The 19868-nt window shown below is 60.7% G+C and carries 20 protein-coding genes; 12 read left to right on the forward strand and 8 right to left on the reverse strand.

Annotated features, from left to right (window positions below):
- The first annotated feature begins 174 nt into the window (after nt 1-174).
- The 4 genes from MHZ97_RS03960 to MHZ97_RS03975 are packed head-to-tail and all read left to right on the forward strand — an operon-like array spanning nt 175 to nt 4595.
- Nucleotides 175-1506: an extracellular solute-binding protein gene (locus MHZ97_RS03960; protein ID WP_103793708.1), complete on the forward strand. Its 1332-nt coding sequence runs from the start codon at nt 175-177 to the stop codon at nt 1504-1506.
- A gap of 54 nt (nt 1507-1560) precedes the next feature.
- Nucleotides 1561-2433: a carbohydrate ABC transporter permease gene (locus MHZ97_RS03965; RefSeq protein ID WP_239313540.1), complete on the forward strand. Its 873-nt coding sequence runs from the start codon at nt 1561-1563 to the stop codon at nt 2431-2433.
- On the forward strand, nt 2433-3248 hold the full coding sequence (locus tag MHZ97_RS03970; RefSeq protein WP_103793710.1) for a carbohydrate ABC transporter permease: 816 nt from the start codon (nt 2433-2435) through the stop codon (nt 3246-3248). Before MHZ97_RS03965 ends, MHZ97_RS03970 begins: the two co-directional genes overlap by 1 nt.
- Before the next feature lie 18 nt (nt 3249-3266).
- On the forward strand, nt 3267-4595 hold the full coding sequence (locus MHZ97_RS03975) for a glycoside hydrolase family 28 protein (RefSeq protein ID WP_239313537.1): 1329 nt from the start codon (nt 3267-3269) through the stop codon (nt 4593-4595).
- Here MHZ97_RS03975 and MHZ97_RS03980 read toward each other — a convergent pair.
- Nucleotides 4592-5668, reverse strand: a complete 1077-nt coding sequence (locus tag MHZ97_RS03980; RefSeq protein WP_293648282.1) for a tartrate dehydrogenase — start codon at nt 5666-5668, stop codon at nt 4592-4594. The genes MHZ97_RS03975 and MHZ97_RS03980 overlap by 4 nt on opposite strands.
- 86 nt (nt 5669-5754) lie before the next feature.
- On the opposite strand from MHZ97_RS03980, the gene MHZ97_RS03985 reads away from it, so the two are divergent.
- The 4 genes from MHZ97_RS03985 to MHZ97_RS04000 all read left to right on the forward strand — a co-directional run bounded on the left by MHZ97_RS03985 (nt 5755) and on the right by MHZ97_RS04000 (nt 8970).
- A complete protein-coding gene (locus MHZ97_RS03985) occupies nt 5755-6672 on the forward strand; it encodes a LysR family transcriptional regulator (RefSeq protein WP_239313534.1) in 918 nt (305 codons plus the stop codon).
- A 127-nt stretch (nt 6673-6799) separates the two neighbouring features.
- Nucleotides 6800-7888, forward strand: a complete 1089-nt coding sequence (locus MHZ97_RS03990) for a YncE family protein (protein WP_239313531.1) — start codon at nt 6800-6802, stop codon at nt 7886-7888.
- 378 nt (nt 7889-8266) lie between these two features.
- Complete coding sequence (locus tag MHZ97_RS03995; RefSeq protein ID WP_103793715.1) at nt 8267-8566, forward strand: hypothetical protein; 300 nt, start codon at nt 8267-8269, stop codon at nt 8564-8566.
- 89 nt (nt 8567-8655) lie between these two features.
- Nucleotides 8656-8970 (forward strand): hypothetical protein, encoded by a 315-nt coding sequence (locus MHZ97_RS04000; RefSeq protein ID WP_103793716.1) that lies wholly within the window; start codon nt 8656-8658, stop codon nt 8968-8970.
- A gap of 327 nt (nt 8971-9297) precedes the next feature.
- Here MHZ97_RS04000 and MHZ97_RS04005 read toward each other — a convergent pair whose 3' ends face one another.
- The 3 genes from MHZ97_RS04005 to MHZ97_RS04015 all read right to left on the reverse strand — a co-directional run bounded on the left by MHZ97_RS04005 (nt 9298) and on the right by MHZ97_RS04015 (nt 11578).
- Nucleotides 9298-9591, reverse strand: coding sequence for a DUF1330 domain-containing protein (locus tag MHZ97_RS04005; protein WP_239313528.1), 294 nt, complete (start codon nt 9589-9591; stop codon nt 9298-9300).
- Nucleotides 9592-9602: 11 nt separating this feature from the next.
- Nucleotides 9603-10469, reverse strand: coding sequence for a glutathione-dependent disulfide-bond oxidoreductase (gene yghU, locus MHZ97_RS04010; RefSeq protein WP_239313525.1), 867 nt, complete (start codon nt 10467-10469; stop codon nt 9603-9605).
- Between the two features lie 89 nt (nt 10470-10558).
- Nucleotides 10559-11578, reverse strand: a complete 1020-nt coding sequence (locus MHZ97_RS04015; protein WP_103793719.1) for a LacI family DNA-binding transcriptional regulator — start codon at nt 11576-11578, stop codon at nt 10559-10561.
- Between the two features lie 97 nt (nt 11579-11675).
- On the opposite strand from MHZ97_RS04015, the gene MHZ97_RS04020 reads away from it, so the two are divergent.
- The gene (locus MHZ97_RS04020; RefSeq protein WP_103793720.1) at nt 11676-12689 is read left to right on the forward strand and encodes a Gfo/Idh/MocA family oxidoreductase; all 1014 of its coding nucleotides are present in this window, start codon (nt 11676-11678) and stop codon (nt 12687-12689) included.
- 4 nt (nt 12690-12693) lie between these two features.
- On the opposite strand, the gene MHZ97_RS04025 is transcribed toward MHZ97_RS04020, so the two are convergent.
- Nucleotides 12694-13578, reverse strand: a complete 885-nt coding sequence (locus MHZ97_RS04025) for a sugar phosphate isomerase/epimerase family protein (RefSeq protein ID WP_033793251.1) — start codon at nt 13576-13578, stop codon at nt 12694-12696.
- 21 nt (nt 13579-13599) lie between these two features.
- On the reverse strand, nt 13600-14631 hold the full coding sequence (locus MHZ97_RS04030) for a Gfo/Idh/MocA family protein (protein ID WP_239313522.1): 1032 nt from the start codon (nt 14629-14631) through the stop codon (nt 13600-13602).
- A 317-nt stretch (nt 14632-14948) separates the two neighbouring features.
- Here MHZ97_RS04030 and MHZ97_RS04035 point away from each other — a divergent pair, with 317 nt between their 5' ends.
- The 3 genes from MHZ97_RS04035 to MHZ97_RS04045 all read left to right on the forward strand — a co-directional run bounded on the left by MHZ97_RS04035 (nt 14949) and on the right by MHZ97_RS04045 (nt 18229).
- Nucleotides 14949-15974 carry a LacI family DNA-binding transcriptional regulator gene (locus MHZ97_RS04035; RefSeq protein WP_239313504.1) on the forward strand — a complete coding sequence of 342 codons (1026 nt, stop codon included), beginning with the start codon at nt 14949-14951 and terminating at the stop codon, nt 15972-15974.
- A 151-nt stretch (nt 15975-16125) separates the two neighbouring features.
- Nucleotides 16126-17049 (forward strand): TIM barrel protein, encoded by a 924-nt coding sequence (locus tag MHZ97_RS04040; protein WP_239313501.1) that lies wholly within the window; start codon nt 16126-16128, stop codon nt 17047-17049.
- A gap of 10 nt (nt 17050-17059) precedes the next feature.
- A complete protein-coding gene (locus tag MHZ97_RS04045; protein WP_239313498.1) occupies nt 17060-18229 on the forward strand; it encodes a Gfo/Idh/MocA family protein in 1170 nt (389 codons plus the stop codon).
- Between the two features lie 15 nt (nt 18230-18244).
- On the opposite strand, the gene MHZ97_RS04050 is transcribed toward MHZ97_RS04045, so the two are convergent.
- Nucleotides 18245-18976 carry a class II aldolase and adducin N-terminal domain-containing protein gene (locus MHZ97_RS04050; protein WP_239313495.1) on the reverse strand — a complete coding sequence of 244 codons (732 nt, stop codon included), beginning with the start codon at nt 18974-18976 and terminating at the stop codon, nt 18245-18247.
- Nucleotides 18977-19042: 66 nt separating this feature from the next.
- Complete coding sequence (locus tag MHZ97_RS04055; protein ID WP_103793726.1) at nt 19043-19855, reverse strand: ABC transporter substrate-binding protein; 813 nt, start codon at nt 19853-19855, stop codon at nt 19043-19045.
- Nucleotides 19856-19868 lie beyond the last annotated feature (13 nt).

Below are 19868 nucleotides of genomic sequence, written 5' to 3' on the forward strand. Positions count from 1 at the left end.
ACTGCTGTTTATTTGCGCGCGCTCACAGCGTTGCAATTCGCGCCGCGGGCCGTTTGACTTTATTTTTTTATTAAAGTAAGTATGAGGAGGTGCGTTGCTGTGCGGCTTCAGTCTGCGGGATGGCAGACGGTGAGATGAAGGGATGCCGATCCTGGTCTGAAGAAGGTAAGCATAATGGCTGTTTCCTCCGTTCGTTTGTTCCGAATTCGCAATCTGGGTCGGCTGCTGGCGGCGGGCTTGCTGGCGGGCAGCGTTACGCATGCCGCCCACGCCGCCGTGACCCTCAATGAGTGGGATATCTACAACTATCCGCAGCAGACGGCGGCAGTTGACGAAGGGATTAAAGAATTTGCCCAGCAGAACCCCGGCATCGTGATTAACCGCTCGGTTCACTCCTTTGAAGATACGCGCATCCCGCTCAAGCTGGCGCTGACGGCCGGTGACGGGCCGCAGATCGCCCAGGTGAATCAGGGCGGCGGCGATATGGGCTCGCTGGTGAAAGATAAACTGCTGCTGCCGCTCGACGGCTACGCCGCCAGCAACGGCTGGACCACCCGCTTCCCCGACTCGATTCTGAAGCGTAACCGCTGGTCCGACAGCGGGGAGTTCGGCAGCGGCAAACTTTACGGTATCGCCAGCCTCGGCGAGATGGTCGGGCTTTACTACAACAAAGCGCTGCTGGATAAGGCGGGTATCGCGCCGCCGAAAACGCTGGCGGAGCTTGAAAGCGCAATGGCGAAGCTGAAGCAGCAGGGCACCGCGCCGATGATGCTGGGCCTGCTGGATGGCAATATGGGGCAGCAGCTGCTCAGCACCCTGTGGCAGGCGCAGATTGAGAGCCGCGACCGCAAGGCGCTGGACGATCTGATTTACGATGTGGGCGGCACCTTCAAAGAGAGCAAGCTGGTCAACGCCGCCACCATGATGAAGAGCTGGACCGATAAAGGCTATTTCTTCCCCGGCTTCCAGGGGATCGGCCATGATGACGCCGCGACGCTGTTCCAGAACGGCCAGGCGGCTTTTCTGGTCAGCGGCACCTGGTATCTGGGCCAGTTTAAAGATAATAAAGATATCCACTTCGCGGCGATGCCGGCAGGCGAGGGCGTGAAGCAGCCGCTGATGGTCGGCGGCACCGATCTCGCCTTCTCCGTGACCAGCACCGCGAAGAGCAAAGCGGAGCAGGACGCGGCGGCGAAGTTTATCAACTATATGGTCTCCGATGCGATGGCCAACCGCTGGCTGAAGGTCGGCTTCCTGCCGGCGAGCACCAGTAAAGCTGCCAAAATGCCCGCTGATAACCCGCTGCTGGCGGAAGCCTATCAGGTCTGGCTGACGCTTAACGACTATGACGGTTTAGGGCACTACGTGGACTGGGCGACCCCCACCATGAACGCCGAGCTGAATCAGAACGTCCAGCTGCTGCTGGCGGGCCGTCAGACGGCCGATCAGATGGTGGCTAACTTCGACAACAACTATCAGCGCTACCTGAAAACCCTGAAGCACTAAGCCGGTGGCCCGGCGTGCTGCCGGGCCTGAGCGTTCTGAGCCACGAGTACGGTTATGTTGAATCTAAGCGGTTGGCGTAATTTTCTCTATGTTCTGCCTGCGGTGCTGGTCTATACGGTCTTTCTGCTGTTGCCGCTGCTGGCCTCGCTGGGCATCAGCTTTACCGAATGGGATGGCACCTCGCTGCCGGTCTTCAGCGGCGTCAGCAACTATCTGCGCATGTTCAGCGATCCGGTGTTCTGGATAGCGCTGGGCAATAACGCCATTCTGATGCTGTTTTATACGCTGCTGCCCATCGGCGTGGGGCTACTGCTGTGCAGCTTTTTGTATGACACCCGCAGCAACGGCGAACGCAGCGTGCTGCGTATCCTCTTTTTCCTGCCCTATATTATGCCGATGGCGGTGCTGGGCGTGGTGTGGCGCTGGCTCTATAACCCGGCGTTTGGGCCGATCGATCAGCTGCTGCGCGCCATTGGGCTGCCGCAGCTGGCGATGTCGTGGCTCGGCGATTTTACCTGGGCGCTACCCGCCGTAGGGCTGGTAGCAACCTGGTACTTCTTTGGCTTCTGCCTGGTGCTGTTTATGGCGGGGCTGCAGCGTATGGATCCCTCGCTGCTGGAGGCGGCCGATCTTGATGGCTCCTCGCGCCGCCAGAAGTTTATGCGCATTACGCTGCCGGGGCTGCGGCCTGAGCTGCGTATCGCTCTGCTGCTGACGGTGATCGCCAGCCTGAAAGCCTTTGACCTGATTTACGTGATGACCCAGGGCGGGCCTGGCACCTCGACCATGGTCACCAATATCTTTATGTATAAGCAGGGCTTTGACCTGCACTATTTCGGCTACGCCTCGTCGGTGGCGGTATTCAGCATGCTGATTGTGCTGGGGATTAACTACCTGATCCATCTCGCCTTAAAGGAGCGTTACTGATGCGAAGCACGCCGGTGATTTCACGCGCGCTGATCTGGATAGTGGCGCTGATGACCATTCTGCCGTTTCTGATGGCGCTGATGACCTCATTCAAAACCCAGATGGAGCTGTTTCAGGGGGTGTTTACGCTGCCCGCCTCGCTGAACTTCAAAAATTACCTGACCGCCTGGCAGCAGGGCCACTTCAACGTCTATTTTCTTAACTCGGTGCTGGTGGTGATCCCGGTAGTGCTGTGCAGCGTGCTGCTGGGTATTCTGGCCGGGTTTGGCTTTGCCTGGCTGAGGATCCCCGGCAAAAAGGCGATAGCAGCGATGCTGGCGCTGGGGATGGTGCTGCCGAGCGAGGCCTTTATTATTCCGCTTTACCATGAGCTGCGCTGGATGGGGCTGACCAACACCTGGCTGGCACTGATCCTGCCTCAGATCGCCCTGTCGCTACCCTTTACCACCCTGATGATCGCCAGCGCCTTCCAGCAGGTGCCGAAAGAGCTGGTAGAGGCGGCGGTAATGGATGGCGCGTCGCGGATCAAAATTCTCTGGGGCATTCTGGTGCCCGCTATCTGGCCAACCCTGTCGACGCTGGGACTGCTGCTGTTTATCTGGACCTGGAACGAATTCCTGATCCCGCTGATTCTGGTTAACAAAGATGAGCTGCGCACGCTGCCGATCGGCATGATGTTCTTTCAGAACAAAAACACCATCGATATTCCGGTGCTGATGGCGGGGGCGATGATTGTGATCCTGCCGCTGGTGGTGGTGTTCCTGATTTTCCAGCGCAAGTTTATCAGCGGCGTCACCGAAGGGGCCGTAAAGTAAAATGTGAGATACCGCACAATGCATCTTTCTCTTGCTGATTTTCATCCCGCCGCCGACGGCGAAACCCTGGATACGACGGTGCTGCAACGCGCCATCGATCGCATCGCCGCGGCAGGCGGCGGTCGCCTGACGCTGCCCGCCGGACGCTATCGCAGCGGCTGCCTAAATTTGCCTTCCGACTTTGAACTGCACCTGGAGGCGGGTGCGGTGCTGCTCGCCAGCCCGCAGCGCGCCGATTATCAACGCTTTCGGACCCTGAGCAGCGCTGAGAAGTCGCATAACGTCCTGCTTTACGCGCTTGGCCAGCGTAATCTGACCATCAGCGGTAAAGGCAGGATCGACGGTGACGGCGAGGTCTGGTTCGCCGCCGGGCGCGACGCCCAGGGCTACCGGCTGCCGCACGCCGATCGGCCGCGCATCATCGTGTTCGAAGCGTGCGAGCAGGTGACGCTGGAGGGATTCACCATTGTCCAGGCGCCGATGTGGACGGTGCATCTGGTCAGCTGCCGCCATGTGCATATCGATCGCCTCACCATCGACAACGCCATGACGATGCCCAATACCGACGCGCTCGACATCGACAGCTGCGAGGCGGTGTTTGTCAGCAACAGCTACTTTAGCGCGGCGGATGACGCCATCTGCATCAAAACCACCTGGAAGCCCGAGGCGCTACGCCGCCCCGCGCGGCAGATCACCATCAGCAACTGCCTGCTGCGCTCCTACAGCTGCGCCTTTAAGATCGGCACCGAAACCTTTGACGATATCGAGGATGTCACCGTCACCAACTGCACCCTGTTTGACTCCAACCGCGGCATCGGCATTCTGTCGCGCGACGGCGGTGCCATGCGGCGTCTGCTGTTCAGCCATCTGACGTTTGTCTGCCACTACGCGCCACCGTGCCACTGGGGCAAAGCGGATCCGCTGTTTGTGTCGGTGCGTCCGCGCGATCCGGCGGTGCGGCCGGGGCGGGTTGAGCAGCTGCAGTTCACGCAGGCGAGCGGCGTGGCGGAAGGGGCGATTAACCTGCACGCCGCGCAGCCGGGCGATATTCGCGACGTGCTGATCGCCGATGTGCAGCTGCGTCAGGTGGTCAGCCGCGATGGCGCGCAGGGGCAGTTTGATATTCGGCCGCCGTGCAATCCGGACGCGCCCACCGGCATGGGGCTGGATAACGCCTACCGGCTCGATCCCGCGACCGGGGAGGCGTTCGGCGTGGAGCGCTATCCCGGCGGCCTGCCTGCGCTCTTTGCGCGCGGGGTCGAAAATCTGCGCTGGCATCACCTGGCGGTTGAGCGGCCTGAGCCGCTGCCGCCAGGCTGGAATCCGCAGCCTTTCGTCACCGATTAAGCGTTGAGCGCGGCGGCAACCGCTGCGCCGAGCGCTTCGGTGCTGGCGTCGCCGCCGAGATCGCGCGTCAGGCACTCGCCCTGCGCCAGCGTGCGTTCAATGGCGTCGAGCACCGCGTCGCCCGCCGCTTTATAGCCCAGATGCTCCAGCATCATCGCCCCGCACCAGATCTGGCCGATGGGGTTGGCCACGCTTTTGCCCGCGATGTCGGGGGCGGAGCCGTGTACCGGCTCAAACAGGCTGGGGAAGAGGCCTTCGGGATTGATATTGGCCGAGGGGGCGATACCGATGGTGCCGGTGCAGGCGGGGCCGAGATCGGAAAGAATGTCGCCGAACAGGTTGCTGGCGACCACCACGTCGAACCAGTCGGGGTGCAGCACGAAGTTGGCGGTAAGAATATCGATATGGTACTTGTCGACGCTGACCTGCGGGTAGTGCTCGCCCATCGCCTCGACGCGCTTGTCCCAGTAGGGCATGGTAATGGCGATGCCGTTGGATTTGGTGGCGGAGGTGAGGTGCTTTTTCGGGCGGCTGTTGGCCAGCTCATAGGCGAACTTCAGGATGCGGTCGACGCCGACGCGCGTCATCACCGTCTCCTGGATCACCACTTCGCGCTCGGTGCCGGGGAACAGGGTGCCGCCGACGCTGGTGTATTCGCCCTCGGTGTTTTCTCGCACCACGTAAAAGTCGATGTCGCCCGGCTTACGGTTCGCCAGCGGTGCCTTAACGCCAGGCATCAGGCGCACCGGCCGCAGGTTGACGTACTGATCGAATTCGCGGCGGAACTGCAGCAGGGATCCCCACAGCGAGACGTGATCCGGCACGATCGCCGGCCAGCCCACCGCGCCGAAATAGATCGCATCAAAGCTTTTTAGCTGCGCGAACCAGTCGTCGGGCAGCATCTTGCCGTGCTGCTGCCAGTATTCGGCGCTGGCGAAGTCGAACCACTCCCAGCGCAGCGCAATGCCAAACTTTTCGGCCGCCGCGTTCATCACGCGGACGCCTTCCGGCATCACTTCTTTACCGATACCGTCGCCGGGAATGACGGCAATACGATGGATTTTTTCAGACACAGGGCACCTCGCAGGGTTGATGTTCGAATTGTCCGCGCAGTATAACTTTGCATCACCGGGAAATAATTAGCCTGAAACGCAAGCCAATGTTGAATCAAAGTAGAGAATCCCGCACCTCCACCGACGATCTCGCCTTCTTTGTGCGCATCGCCTCCCTTGGCAGCCTGACGGCGGCGGCGCGCGATCTCGGCCTGTCGCTGGCGGCGGTCAGCAAGCGTCTCAGCCAGCTTGAGCGACGCCTCGGCGTGCAGCTGCTGAGGCGCACCACGCGACGGCTGGAGCTGACGGTGGAAGGACGGCGCTACCTGGAGGGCGCGCGTCCGCTGCTCGATCAGCTGGCGGCGCTGGAGGAGGCGGTGAGCAGCCAGACTCAGGTGCTGCGCGGCACGCTCAATATCAACGCCTCGTTCGGCTTTGGCCGCCGCCACGTCGCGCCCTGCGTATCGGCGTTCGCGGCGCTGCATCCCGAACTGGCGCTGTCGCTGCAGCTCAGCAGCCAGCCGCTTAATTTTCTTGATGCCAACGTCGATATTGACGTGCGCGTCGGGGAGCCGCCCGATTCGCGGCTGGTGGCGCGCCGGCTGCGCGCCAATCCACGCATTCTCTGCTGTTCGCCCGCCTACGCTGCGCGCTGCGGCCTGCCTGCCGATATTCACGCGCTGGCGCAGCACAACTGTATTCTGCTGCGCCAGCATGAAGGGGATTTCACCCTGTGGCGCTTTGTGCAGGGCAGCGAGAGCGTCAGCCAGAAGGTGCGCGGCACGCTGCTGACCAACGACGGCGAGGTCGCGATGCGCATGGCGCTGGACGGCCACGGCATTCTGCTGCGCTCGTGGTGGGATGCGCGCCACGCGGTAGAACGCGGCGAGCTGCTGCACGTACTGCCTGAATGGCAGGCGCCCGACGGTGATATTTTCGCAGTATGGCAGGCGCAGCGGCAGCTTCCCGCGCGCATTACCGCCTTTGTGGATTTCTTGCAGGCGCGCTTAAAGCAGGAGAACTAGAGGAGGCCGCCGCAGCGGGACAACATTTACACACTGATTGTTAATGAGTATGATTCTCATTCTTTTTGAGCGCTGACCGCAACGGCTGAGCCGGGCGGCGGCGCATCATTTCCCAAGGGAGTCATGCATGAAATCTCTGTTCAGTCCGCGTCACGCCGCGCTTGCTCTGGCGCTGGCCGCCGCTTTTGGCCTCTCGGCCTGTCAGGCACCGGCGAAAAAAGCCGAGGCGCCCGCCGCCGCTGCCGCCGCGCAGCCCGCCTCTGCGGTGAAACAGCGCGAACTCGGCTTTGGCCTGTATGAGATGGCTTACGTGCCGGGCGCCAAAGCGCTCTACGTCGCCAGCGCCGACGCCTTTAAGGATGTCAGCGGCGGCGTGATCTATCGCCTCGATCCCACCACGCTGGAGACCACCGGCAAAGGCTATACCGACCTGAAAAACTTCGGCATGACCATGAACCAGGACGGCAGCCTGCTCTACGTGACCAATACGCTGGATGGCGGCGTCTCGAAGATCGACCCGGTTAAAGGCAAGGTGCTGGCGCGCACCCTGTTCAGCGAGCGCAACGAAAAGGGGTTCCCGTTCGGCGCGCGTGAGATTTTCCTGCATAACGACCAGCTCTATATCGGCGGCGTGGGCGATCCGGGCGTTATCTGGGTGGTGGACGCGCAGAGCATGAAGCTGAAGAGCCGCATTAAAAATGCTGGCAAATGGGTCACTGGCATTATCTACTCGCCGGTAACCGATCGCATCTACGCCGCGAACGGCGGCGGCGAAATCCTGGTGATCAACCCGCGCAGCCATAAGATTGAGAAGCGTCTGACCGCGGGCGACGGCAAAGAGTATCTGCTGCTGAACATGGCGGAAGATCCGGCAACCGGCCGTCTGTTCGTGACCGACAACTCGAAAGCGAAAACCACTCTGGTGTTCGATGAGCGCACCGGCAAGGTAATCAAACGCATTGGCGGCGACGCGCTGGGCATTAAATTCAACGCGAAACGCAACGAGATCTATATCAGCCAGCGTGAATCGCAGAAGGTGCTGCAGCTTGACGCCACCACCTACGCGGTGAAAAACAGCTGGTCGTTCGAGGGGCATCCCAATAGCCTGCTGGTCACGCCGGATGGGCAGACGCTCTATGTCACCATCAAGCAGGGCTTTAACAAGGATCACAGCAGCAAAGGGCCGGACAGCGTGGCGCGCATAGCGCTGAATTAAGGTTTATAAAGGGCCGCCTCACGGCTTCACCTGTGGCGGCTCTTTTCCGGTGAATGAATCAGGCTCCCTTTCCCTGCGACCGGTGAATATATTCTATTACTGGAAATAATGTTATAGCTACATTATTTTTTACCACAGGATATATTGCTATTTTCTGTCTAAAAGACATGCCCGGAAAAGTATACCCGCTGTTAACCCTGGCGTAATTAACGCCGCTCTGTTTTTACACCTGAAATGATAGCGTTAATGCGCCATGAAAATGGATGTTTTTACTATTTTTTCTGGCGAATAGCTGCTGTATTCTACTGAATCAATGAGCTTTGCTTCTCTTCAAATAAACAGAATACTGCTATTCACTTATTATCGAAGGTGAAAATAATGAGAACGTTAAAACAATACGAGCTCAGCATCGTAAGCGGTGGTGCGCCGGCGACTGCCGATCAGGTAAGCGCTTTTCTTGAAGGCATTGTCTGGGGCGCGCTGGATGGATTCCTGACCGGTGTTACCGTGGGTGGAAGCGGCAGCCGTAGCGCCATATTTGGCATTATCTCTCAGGGCATAGGGGCAATTTTTGGCGGTGTTATTGGCCCGATCGTGGGCGCGATTATGGGCGCAATGGCTGGCAGAGAGGCGGTCGCAGCCTATGCGGCTGATGTCAGGACGCGCTATTCCAGCTAGCCGAAAGTGTTGCGCCAGTACCCTCTTCATTAAAGGGGCTTTAATGGAGTTTTCAGTAGTCATCATATTAATATATAAGGAAATTAATCATGCGTGAATTATCTGTTATTGAAACTGAAATCGTCAGCGGCGGTGCAATCGTCTCCTCGGTGGGCGAAGCAGCAGAAGGCGCAGCATGGGGCTTCTTTGAAGGCCTGGCGACTGGCGCGGCAGTGGGCGGCAGCGCCAGCCGTAGCGCCGTATTCGGCCCTATTGCTCAGGTTGTCGGCCTGATTTTCGGCTGTATTGTCGGCCCGGTTGTCGGAACCTTTATCGGCGCGCTGTGGGGCAGAGATGCCGTCGCGGCCTATGGCGCCGACTTCCGTAAGAATTACGGCACCAGCGACAGTGTAGCCCTGGTATAACACGAAAAATCTTTAGCGACTCTGATTTATTTGGCAGCGTTTTTTTATTTGTTTTATGTGTAATTACAAAATCCTTTTAATAATATTATTTAAAGGACGCTAATGTCTGCCTGGAGCGTCACGAGTCTGGAAAAACTCCGTAGCAGAAGGCTGCGGAGTTTTAATTTTCAGAAGAGGCTGTGTTTATATCGCTTGAGTTGTCGATCCTGTCTGTTACTTTTTTCTCTTTTTATTGATGGCTAATTTATTGCGAGCAGGTTACCGGGAGGAAATAAAAAAGCCGCGCCCTGAGGCTACGGCTTATGAATGCAGATTAGCGGAACGCGATTACTGATCGACGCCCTGCACCAGCACGACACGGTACTCTGCACCTTTCAGGCGGTGCTGTTTAGCTTCCTGATACTCCGGGCTGTCATACCAGCCGTGCGCTGCCTCAGCCGTTGGAAACTCCAGAACGACCACGCCGTCCGCTTCCGGCCCTTCCAGCGTCTCCAGCTGTCCATAAAACGCCAGCGGCGTAATAGGGTGATCGCCGCGCGCTTTGCCCGCTTTCTCGCCGTAAATAGCGAACTCTTCAGGGTTGGTAATTTTGTCGCGAATAAAGATTACATATGCGCTCATTGTCGGCTCCTTTACGCCTGGCGTTTATCTTCGGTGTTGGTGTCAAAATCGGATGCGTCGTGGCGCTCGTGCAGCTGTTCGGCCGGATCGCCCATCACGCGATTCACTTTGCGTCCGCGGATAACCGCCGGACGCTCGGCGATCTCCTGCGCCCAGCGCACCACGTTCTTGTAGGATTTGGCGTCGAGGAATTCGGTTGCGCCATACTGGTTGTTCAGCACCAGGCCGCCGAACCAGGGCCAGGTGGCGATATCGGCGATGGTATAGGCGTCGCCACCAAGGAAGCGGCTCTCCGCCAGACGGCGATCGAGCACGTCGAGCAGGCGCTTGGTCTCCAGCGTATAGCGGTTAATGGCGTATTCGATTTTCTCCGGCGCGTAGTGGTAGAAGTGGCCGAAACCGCCGCCGACGAAGGGCGCGGCGCCCTGTAGCCAGAAAAGCCAGTTCAGCGCTTCGGTACGGCCCGCCAGATCGTCTGGCAGGAAATGGCCGAACTTGTCCGCCAGGTAGAGCAGAATATTGCCGGACTCAAACACGCGCTGCGGCGGGTTCACCGAATGGTCGCTGAGCGCCGGAATCTTGGCGTTGGGGTTGATATCAACAAAGCCGCTGCCGAACTGATCGCCGTCGCCGATGCGGATCAGCCAGGCGTCATACTCCGCCTCTTTGACGCCGACCGCCAGCAGTTCCTCCAGCAGAATCGTCACTTTCTGGCCGTTGGGCGTGCCGAGCGAATAGAGCTGCAGCGGATGCTTGCCGACCGGCAGCGCTTTTTCATGGGTTGCGCCTGCGATGGGGCGGTTGGTTTTTGCGCCGTTGCCTTTGGCTTCCGGATCCCATTTCCAGACTGTTGCGGGCTGATAACTGTTTTCCGACATAGTGTGGGTTCGCCTTGTTGATGAGAAGGTGTCAGACGTCTCTGAGTGTAGCAGGGCGAATAATTGCGGTTTAACCCTGCTGGCGTTCACTAGTCGACGTTCTCCTGGGTATAGAGCATAAAGTCGACGCGGCCATCCGCATAAGTGGAAAAATCACCGCCTTTTTCCAGCTTTTGCAAAAGCAGGTTCAGCGCCAGCTGGGCGTGGCGCTGGGTATTCTGATCGAGCGTTAAGGTGAGAATGCGCTGCTGCAGCAGCTGGCGCGTGGTGGCGTAAAGCTCGTGGGTGATGTAAACCACGTCGCGTTCGCGGCGATGGCGCGCCAGCGCCTGCGAAATCGCGCTGTTGCCAGAGCCGGTATTGTAAACGCCGACTATCGACGGGGATGCCACCAGCGCCTTCTCCAGCAGCTTGCTGATGCGCGAGCGATCCTCCAGACCGGCCAGCACCTCGCGCAGAGCCAGATGGGGAAAGCGCTGCTGCAGCACGTCGCGGAATCCCTCGATGCGCTGGCGATGCGCGCGATAGTCGACGCGGCCGCTGACCATCAGCACCTCGCCCGCGCGTGCCAGCATGCTGCCCATCATCAGCCCGGCGGTGCGGCCAGCCTGCAGCTGATTGATGCCGACGTGCAGTAGCCGCTCGGCGTCGGGCAGGTCGGACACCAGGGTAATCACCGGTACGCCGCGCGCTTTGCAGTCGCGCAGCGCCTGGTAAATCGCGGGATGTTCATGGGCAAAGACCATCAGCCCGTCGACTCTGCGGCTGCTGGCGAGAATATGCGCTGCCAGCTTCTCCGGCGCGTTCTCGGCGATAAAGGTGCGCTGCAGGCGCAGGCGACGATAGCCGAGCGCGTCGGCCAGCTGCTGGAAATCCTGCGCCAGCTGGCGAAAGAAAAAGGCGTCGGTGCCGCTGAGGATCACTTCGATTTGCCACGGCTGGCGGTGCTCTTCCGGCAGAATACGGTTAAGGCCCGCCGCGCGCGCCGCCTCCAGCACCTTCTTCGTCATCGCTGGCGACACGCCGCCGCGATCGTTAAGCACCCGGTCTACGGTCGCCACGCCGACGCCGGCGGCGCGCGCCAGATTAGTGAGCGTCATTCGCTTCATGCTGAGTGAATTCCATCAATTTCTGCATTCAGCCAGCCTGACAGAACGGGCTATTTTGACAAGGTCAGCTATCCCGAACTGTGAAGAGGAGATCGAAATGTCCCCTGTAACTCAACGCGTTGCCCTGATCGGCAGCGGCTTTATTGGTCAGGTACACGCCGCGAATCTGGCGGCGCATCCGGGCGCGCATCTGGCGCTGGTGTGCGACCTCGACGCGGCGCGCGCCGAGGCGCTGGCGCAGCGCTATGGCACGCGGGCGGGGCGCGTCAGCGAGGCGCTGAATCGCAACGATATCGATGCGGTGCTGATCGCCAGCTCAACGCCGACGCACGCCGATTTTCTGGCGCAGGCGGCAGGGGCTGGCAAGGCGGTCTACTGCGAAAAGCCGATCGATCTGTCGCTGGCGAAGGCGCGCGCGGTGGTGGAGAGCCTCGCGCCGCTGAAGGTGCCGGTCACCGTCGGCTTTAACCGCCGCTTCGACCGCAGCCACCAGCAGCTGAAGCAGCAGCTTCAGCAGGGCGCAATCGGCGCGCCGGAGCTGATCCAGATGGTGTGCCGCGCGTCTGAGATGCCCTCTCTCGACTACCTGCGCGCGTCGGGCGGACAGATGCGCGATCAGGCGATCCACTTTTTCGATCTGCTGCGTTTTCTGACCGGCGACGAGGTCGATACCGTCGGCGCGCTGGGTGCGGCGCTGGCGCAGCCTGCGCTGCGCGACTTCGGTGATGTCGATACCTCGGTGCTGATTATGCGGCTGGAACGCGGCGCGCTGGCACAGCTCGATAACACCCGCCGTACCGGATACGGCTATGACGAGCGCATCAGCGTGGTGGGATCGCAAGGCATGCTGGCGTCGGAGCCGCAGGCGATGCGCGGCGCGACGCTCTATCAGCAAAGCGGCATCACTCAGCCTGGCCTTTTCCCGGACTGGTTCAGCCGCGTGCGCGACACCTACTACGCTCAGCTTGACGCCTTCCTGCGTCATCTCGGCGGCGAAACGGTGGCGGATCTGCCTGGCCTGATGGATGGTCTGCAGGCGCAGGCGATTGCCGAGGCGGCGTGCGAGTCGCTGACCAGCGGACGCTTCGTCAAGGTCGAGCGACTGGCATAGGCGCTTATCGGCTCAGCAGTTCGCGCTCGATCAGCTCGCGCGTCTCTACCGCCTGCGTCTTCATCTTCTCGGGGTAGCCGAACAGCGCAGAGGCGATAATGGATTCGCCGCCCACTTTATAGGTGCGGTTGGCGAAGTCCATCTCGCGCAGCGTCTGGAACAGCGTGTCGAAATCGACCTCGCCTTCGCCGACGCCGACGTGCTGGTGGATAGTGGCGTCCACGCCCGGCGGGTTAACGATATAGCGGCAGTGTTTGGTATGGTTCATGGTATCGGCGATCAGCACATGGGAGAGATCCTCGCCGGCATACTCCAGCATCGGCCTGACGTCGCCCTTGCCGTTGTCGTAGAAAAAGGTGTGCGGCACGCTGTAAACATATTTCACGTTGTCGCTGCGGAACGACTTCACCATATCGGCGGTTTCGTTGCTGTTCTCGCAGAAATCCCACGGATGCGACTGGATTTCGACGCGGATATTCTCGCGCTCGAACAGGGGCAGCAGCTCCTCCATTGAGCGGTAGAACATCTCTTCGCAGATCTCCGGCTCATTGGGGTTGCCGGAAAGCTCGGTATTGATCACCTGCACGCCCATCTCTACCGCAATCTCAATCATGCGCTTCCAGTTTTTTACCGCCGCCTGACGCCGCAGTTCGTCCGGGCCGGACCAGCGATAGACGACGATAAACGAGGAGATCTCCACGCCGGTGGCGTTCAGCGCGTTTTTATATTCGCGCATAATTTCGCGGCTGGCTTTCGGGTGCTTATAGAAAGGGTTGATCTGCGGATGGGGCGACTGCTCGATATAGTTGTATCCCCATTCGGCCACCTGATGCACCATGCGGGTAATACCCATATCTCTTATTACATCCACATCAAAAGCGATTTTCATCTTCACGACTCCAGGCTTAAGTTAGCGTTCTTCGTTGAATACCACGCCAGTCTGCCGACGCACCTCATCCATCGCGCGCAGCGTCTGCAGCGAGGTTGCCAGCGAGCGGATCGGCGAATCCGTCAGGCTCTGGCCGATGCACCAGGCGAAGTGGTTAATCTCATGGCAGAGCTGCTGATAGCGGTTGGCTGGCTCTTCCCAGTGCAGCGTCCGGCGCTTATCGCTGGAGACCAGGCGGAAATTACCCGGCGCGTAGAACTGGCCGTCGAGGCAGAGCGTGGCGTCGCGTCCGGCGATTACCGCCGTGCCCGGCGTATTGCTGAACAGGGTGGTATGCAGCACCGACTGCACGCCGCGCGCATGGGTAAAGAGCATTGCGGTCTGACCGTTGACGCCGCCTGGCGCGGGTTCACCCTGCGCGGCGATGCGTTCGGGCGCGCCGCCGACCAGAATGCTGAAGGCGATTAAATAGCTGCCGAGATCGAGCATCGGCCCGCCGGCGAGGTCGGCATTGAAAATGCGGTGATCCGGGGTGAAAAACTCGCCGTGATCGGCGATCAGGCTGTGAATGTCGCCCAGTGTGCCATCCGCCAGCAGCTGGCGGATAACGTCATACTTCGGCGCGAAGTCGCACCACATCGCCTCGACACAGAGCCGTCCCGCCTGGCGCGCCGCCTGCTGCAGCGCTTCACCCTCGCGCGCGTTAAGCGCCAGCGGCTTTTCAATCAGCACATGTTTGCCCGCCTGCAGCGCGCGCAGGCCGTCGGGGAAGTGATGGTTATGCGGCGTGGCGATATAGACCGCGTCGATATCCTCGCGTGCCAGCAGCGCATCGATGCCGGCGCAGGCGTGGGGAATCGACCATTTGTCGGCGAACGCCTGCGCCTTGTCATAGCGGCGCGATGAAACTGCCGTCAGCTGCTGGCGGGTGTGCTGGCAAAGCGCGCTGGCGAAATGGTCGGCGATCCAGCCAGGGCCGACGATGCCCCAGCGCAGCGTCGGGATCTGTTGCGCATCGGGCAGGCGCGGCGCCGGTAAGGTAGAGGGAAACATAACATCTCCGTATTTATCATTCTGTTAATGGCGCGCGACGGCGTAACGCGCATCCGTCAGGCTTTCACTATAGAAAGCCGGAGGCTGCCTTCTCTAACCTTTTGCTGATGGAATTCCATCAGCCTTTTCGCAGGCGAATTGCGGAAAATTTCTAGCAAATGTATTTTCCGAAGGGAACTGATTTGGAAATGAATGTTTCATTATGCGAAGAGGATCAAATTTACGCGCGGTTTTTTATCAAAAAGTCGGGCCAGCGCGCCGGGGCGGGTAGGATAGCGAAAGCGAGCTATTTCAACCTTCTCAGGAGGCAACAGAGCATGACGAAAGTCACTATGAGCGCCATCGCGCGCGAAGCGGGCGTAGGCGTGGCGACGGTCGATCGCGTGCTGAACCAGCGCGCCCCGGTGCGCGGCGCAACTGAACAGAAGGTGCTGGCGGCGGCCAGCCGCTTAGGCTATCGCCACGCGCAGGCCCGGCTGCTGCACGCCGGCTCGCCGCCGACGGCGACGCTGCGCATGGGATTTCTGCTGCTCTCTACCGACTATTCACTCTACCAGCAGCTGAGCGAGGCGCTGCGCGAACAGGCCGTACCGCACCATCCCGCCGGCGTCGAGCCGCTTTTCATCACCCACGGCATCGACGAGGTGGAGCAGGCGGCACAATCGCTGCGCGCGCTGGCAACGCGCGTCGACGCAATCGGCGTGGTGGCGCTCGATCATCCGCTGATCCGCCATGCCATTCAGGCGGTATCGCGTCAGGGCGTGCGGGTCTACGCACTCTTTTCCGACTTTTCGCCCTGTGGCCAGGCGGGCTATATCGGGGTGGATAATCAGAAGGCGGGGCGCACCGCCGCCTGGATGGCGCAGCATCTGCTGCGTCAGCCCGGCAGCGTCGGCGTGCTGCTCGGCGATCACCGCTTTACCTGCCAGGAGAGCTGCGAAATCAGCTTTCGCTCCGGGATGCGCGAATATGGGGCGACGCAGCGCGTGCTTGAGCCGCTCAACACCCGTGAAAGCGTCGAGGGTGGCTATCGCGCCGCGCAGGCGCTGCTGGAGGAGCACGCCGATTTGCAGCTGATCTATGCGCCGTGTGGCGGCATCGAGGGGGTGGTGCGCGCGCTGCGCGAACAGGCGCAGCGCAGGGTCATGTTGCTCTGTCACGGGCCGGTGCAGGAGGGGGAACTGGCGCTTATCGACGGCACTATCACAGTGATGCTGCGCCATAACATCGAGACGATGGCGGCGGCCGTGGTGCGGCTTTGCACTGAGCGCCAGAACGAGGGCGACGCGCGCTATCAGCAGGTGGTGCTGCCTTTCGAGATTATCACCAGAGAAAACATGTAAATCATTTAGTTACTGATTTAAATGATAATTTTCTATCATTTTTCTGATAAAAATAACTATGATCGCTATCAAAGAATAAAACTTCCAAGGTTGTTTGATATGGAAAATATATTCGATACTCGCGGCAAATGTGCCTGCCCGGAGAGCTATCGTGACCATCCATATCGCCAACGCGCCCTGTAGCTGGGGCGTGGATAATCCCGACAATCCCTTTCTGCCGCCGTGGCAGACCGTACTGCGCGAAGCGGCGCAGGCGGGCTACCGCAGCATTGAGCTTGGGCCGTGGCGCTATCTGCCAGTGGATCCAGAGCAGCTCAGCCGCGCCCTGAACCAGCACGGCCTGTCGATCGTCGCCGCCACGCTGTTCGACGATCTGGTCAGCGAGGCTAACTTTCCGGCAATGATCGCGCTGACGCACAGGCTGTGCCGCACCCTGTCACAGATACCCACCGCCGCGAAGACCCACGGCGACAACGCGCCCGCGCCCTATCTGGTGATTATCGACTTCGGCAACCCCGAGCGCGCCCGACTGGCCGGGCAGTCTGAACGCGCGCCGCGCCTCGGGGCGGCGGAGTGGCAGCGCCTGATGTGCCATATCACGCAAATCAGCGAGATCGCCTGGCGCGACTACGGCGTGCGGCCGGTGATCCATCCGCACGCGGGCGGCAGCATTGAGTTCGCCGACGAGCTGGCGCAGCTGGTGCAGGATATTCCGCATGAGGTGGCCGGGCTCTGCCTCGATACCGGCCATCTCTACTATGCGGGCATGGATCCCATCGCCGCGCTGCGGCGCTACTGGCACCGCATCGACTATCTCCACTTCAAAGATGTCAACGAGGCGGTCTGGCGCGACGTGCTGGCCCGCGGCCTCGACTTCTTCAGCGCCTGCGCCGAAGGGGTGATGTGCCCGATTGGCCAGGGCGCTATCGACTATCCGGCCGTGCGCGCCTTTCTGGCCGGGCAGGACTACCAGGGCTGGATCACGCTGGAGCAGGAGCGCGATCCGCGCCAGGCCGACACCAGCCTGCGCGACGTCAGCGCCAGCCTGAGCTATCTCAAATCCGTGGGTTTTTAAGGAGAAGACGATGATAAATGGTACAAAAGGGGTGGATCGCGCCCTGCGCTGGGGCATGATCGGCGGCGGCGGCACCAGCCAGATTGGCTATATTCACCGCTCGGCGGCGCTGCGCGACGGCAACTTTCAGCTGCTGGCGGGCGCGTTTGATATCGATGCCGAGCGCGGCCGCGCCTTCGGCGTCTCGCTGGGCGTGGCGGCCGAACGCTGCTATCCCGACTACGACACGCTGTTCGCCGCCGAAGCGGCGCGCGAGGATGGCATTGAAGCGGTTTCCATCGCCACGCCCAATAATACCCACTTTGCGATCTGCCGCGCAGCGCTCAACGCCGGGCTGCACGTGGTGTGCGAAAAGCCGCTCTGCTTTACCACCCAGGAGGCGGACGAGCTGGAGCGGCTGTGCGCGGAGAAAAAGCGGCTGATCGGCGTCACCTACGGCTATGCGGGGCATCAGCTGATCCAGCAGGCGCGGGAGATGATCGCCCAGGGGATGCTGGGGGAGATCCGCATCGTCAATATGCAGTTCGCCCACGGCTTTCACCATGAGGCGGTGGAGCTGCAAAATCCCAGCACGCGCTGGCGCGTCGATCCCCGCTTCGTCGGCCCCAGCTATGTGCTGGGCGATCTGGCGACCCACACGCTGTTCCTTGCCGAGACGATGGCGCCGCAGCTTAAGGTTAAACGGCTGCTCTGCGCGCGGCAGAGCTTTGTCGCCACGCGCGCGCCGCTGGAGGATAACGCCTGTGTGATGATGGAGTATGACAACGGCGCGGTGGGCACGCTCTGGGCCTCGGCGGTAAACTGCGGGTCGATGCACGGCCAGAAGATCCGCATCGTCGGCGCGAAGGCGAGCCTGGAGTGGTGGGACGAACAGCCCAACCAGCTGCGCTATGAGGTGCAGGGCGAACCGGTGCGCATTCTTGAGCGCGGCATGCCTTACCTGGCGGCGCGCGCGCTGGAAGAGGACCGCATCGGCGGCGGCCATGCCGAGGGGCTGTTCGAAGCCTGGTCGAATCTCTATCGCCGCTTCGCGCAGGCGTTCGCCGCCAGCGATCGCGGCGACGCCGCCTTTCTGCAAACCTTCTGGTATCCCGACGTCCATGCCGGGCTGGCGGGCGTGCGCTGGGTCGAGCAGTGCGTTAAATCGGCGGAGGCGGGCGCGGTCTGGGTCGAATGTTAGCGGCCCGCTGAGAGGCTAGTCGAGCAGCGACGGATCGGCGGCGATCATCAGCGCCTTCATCTCCTCGAAATGCTGGCGCGAGAAGTCGGGGATGCCTTCCCAGGCGCGCGCCGTCTTTTCCGCCACCGCGTCGCTGAGGATTTTCAGCGGCTGGCCGGTGGACCAGGCGGTGACCAGGATCTGGCAGGCGCGCTCCAGCGTCCAGATATCGTCGAAGGCTTCGCCGATATGGGACGCCGTGACCATTACGCCGTGGTTGCCCATCAGCAGGCGGCTTTTGCCCGCCAGCAGGCGCGCCAGCCGCGCGCCTTCCTCTACCGTGTCCGCCATACCGCCGTAAAGGGTATCGACCGCCACGCGGTTAAAGTAGCGCGCGCTATTCTGATCGATCGGCGGGATATGCGGCTCCGCCAGACAGGCGACACTGGTGGTATAAACCGGATGCAGATGCAGCACCACGCGCGCCTCCGGCAGGCGCTGGTGGATCTGGCCGTGAATCGACCAGGCGGTGGCGTCCACGTCGTCGCGCTGCGCGCAGGCGGCATCGTCGGCGTTGAGCAGCAGCAGATCGCTGGCGCGAATGCGGGAAAAGTGCTTCCACTTCGGATTGAGCAGAAACTGCTTGCCGTCGTGGGAGACCGCCGCGCTAAAGTGGTTCGCCACCGCCTCGTGCATGCCCAGATGGGCAATAATGCGAAAAGTGGCGGCAAGATCGATGCGGGTTTGTTCTTCAAACGAGAGCGCCATAAATCTCTCCTGACAGGGGATTGAGAAGGGAACGCGGGCGACGCTTGCCTGACGCCCGCGTCGGGCTTACGGCTGCGGCATCAGGGTTTTGATATCCTCTGCGCTGGGAGCCTCAAAGTTATACTTCTTCAGCAGCGCGGCGTACGCCGGCGTTTTGCTGTACTTCTCCAGCCCGTCGATCAGCGCCTGCTTCACCTCATCGTTGCCTTTCTTCACGCCGAAGCCGTTCAGCACCGGATAGATCAGCGTTTCAGAGGAGATCTGCACCCGGTTGCCCAGCTTCTGCACCACGCCGCGCGCCACGGCGGCGTCGGTGATCTGTGCCTCGACCGCATGGGACAGCATCGCCTGGGTGGTTTGCGGATCGGTGGTGTATTCGCTGATGGCGATAGGTGGCTTACCGTTCTTCACGCAGTAGTCGGCAGAGAGCTTATGCAGCTGCTGCAGCCAGGAGGTGGCCCCCATTGAGCCAATTTTATGGCCGCAAAACTCTTCTGGCGTTTTCGGCTGGTAGGCGCTGCCTTTCAGCGACAGGATCGCTTCGCCGCTCTTGAGATAGGGGATCATATCGATCACCTTCAGGCGTTCTGCGGTGATGTACATCGAGGAGTTGGTGATATCGAAACGGTTGCCCTGCAGGCCGGTGATCAGGTTAGGAAAGCGGGTATCAAGGTTAACCGCCTGGCGGCCCATCACCTTCGCCAGCCCGTCGAGAAACTCGATATCAAAGCCGGTCGGTTTGTTGTTCTCAATATATTCATAGGGGAAAAAGGTCATATCGGAACCGGCGATGATTTTCCCCGGCTGCTGGAACGCCGAGGCGCTAAACGACCCCAGCGCGACGCTGGCGGCCAAAAAAGTCAGGGCAACAGATTTCATAGAGCCTCCGTGG

It is taken from the genome of Pantoea sp. ACRSC (genome assembly GCF_022346785.1).
Classification (GTDB): Bacteria; Pseudomonadota; Gammaproteobacteria; order Enterobacterales; family Enterobacteriaceae; genus Pantoea; species Pantoea alvi.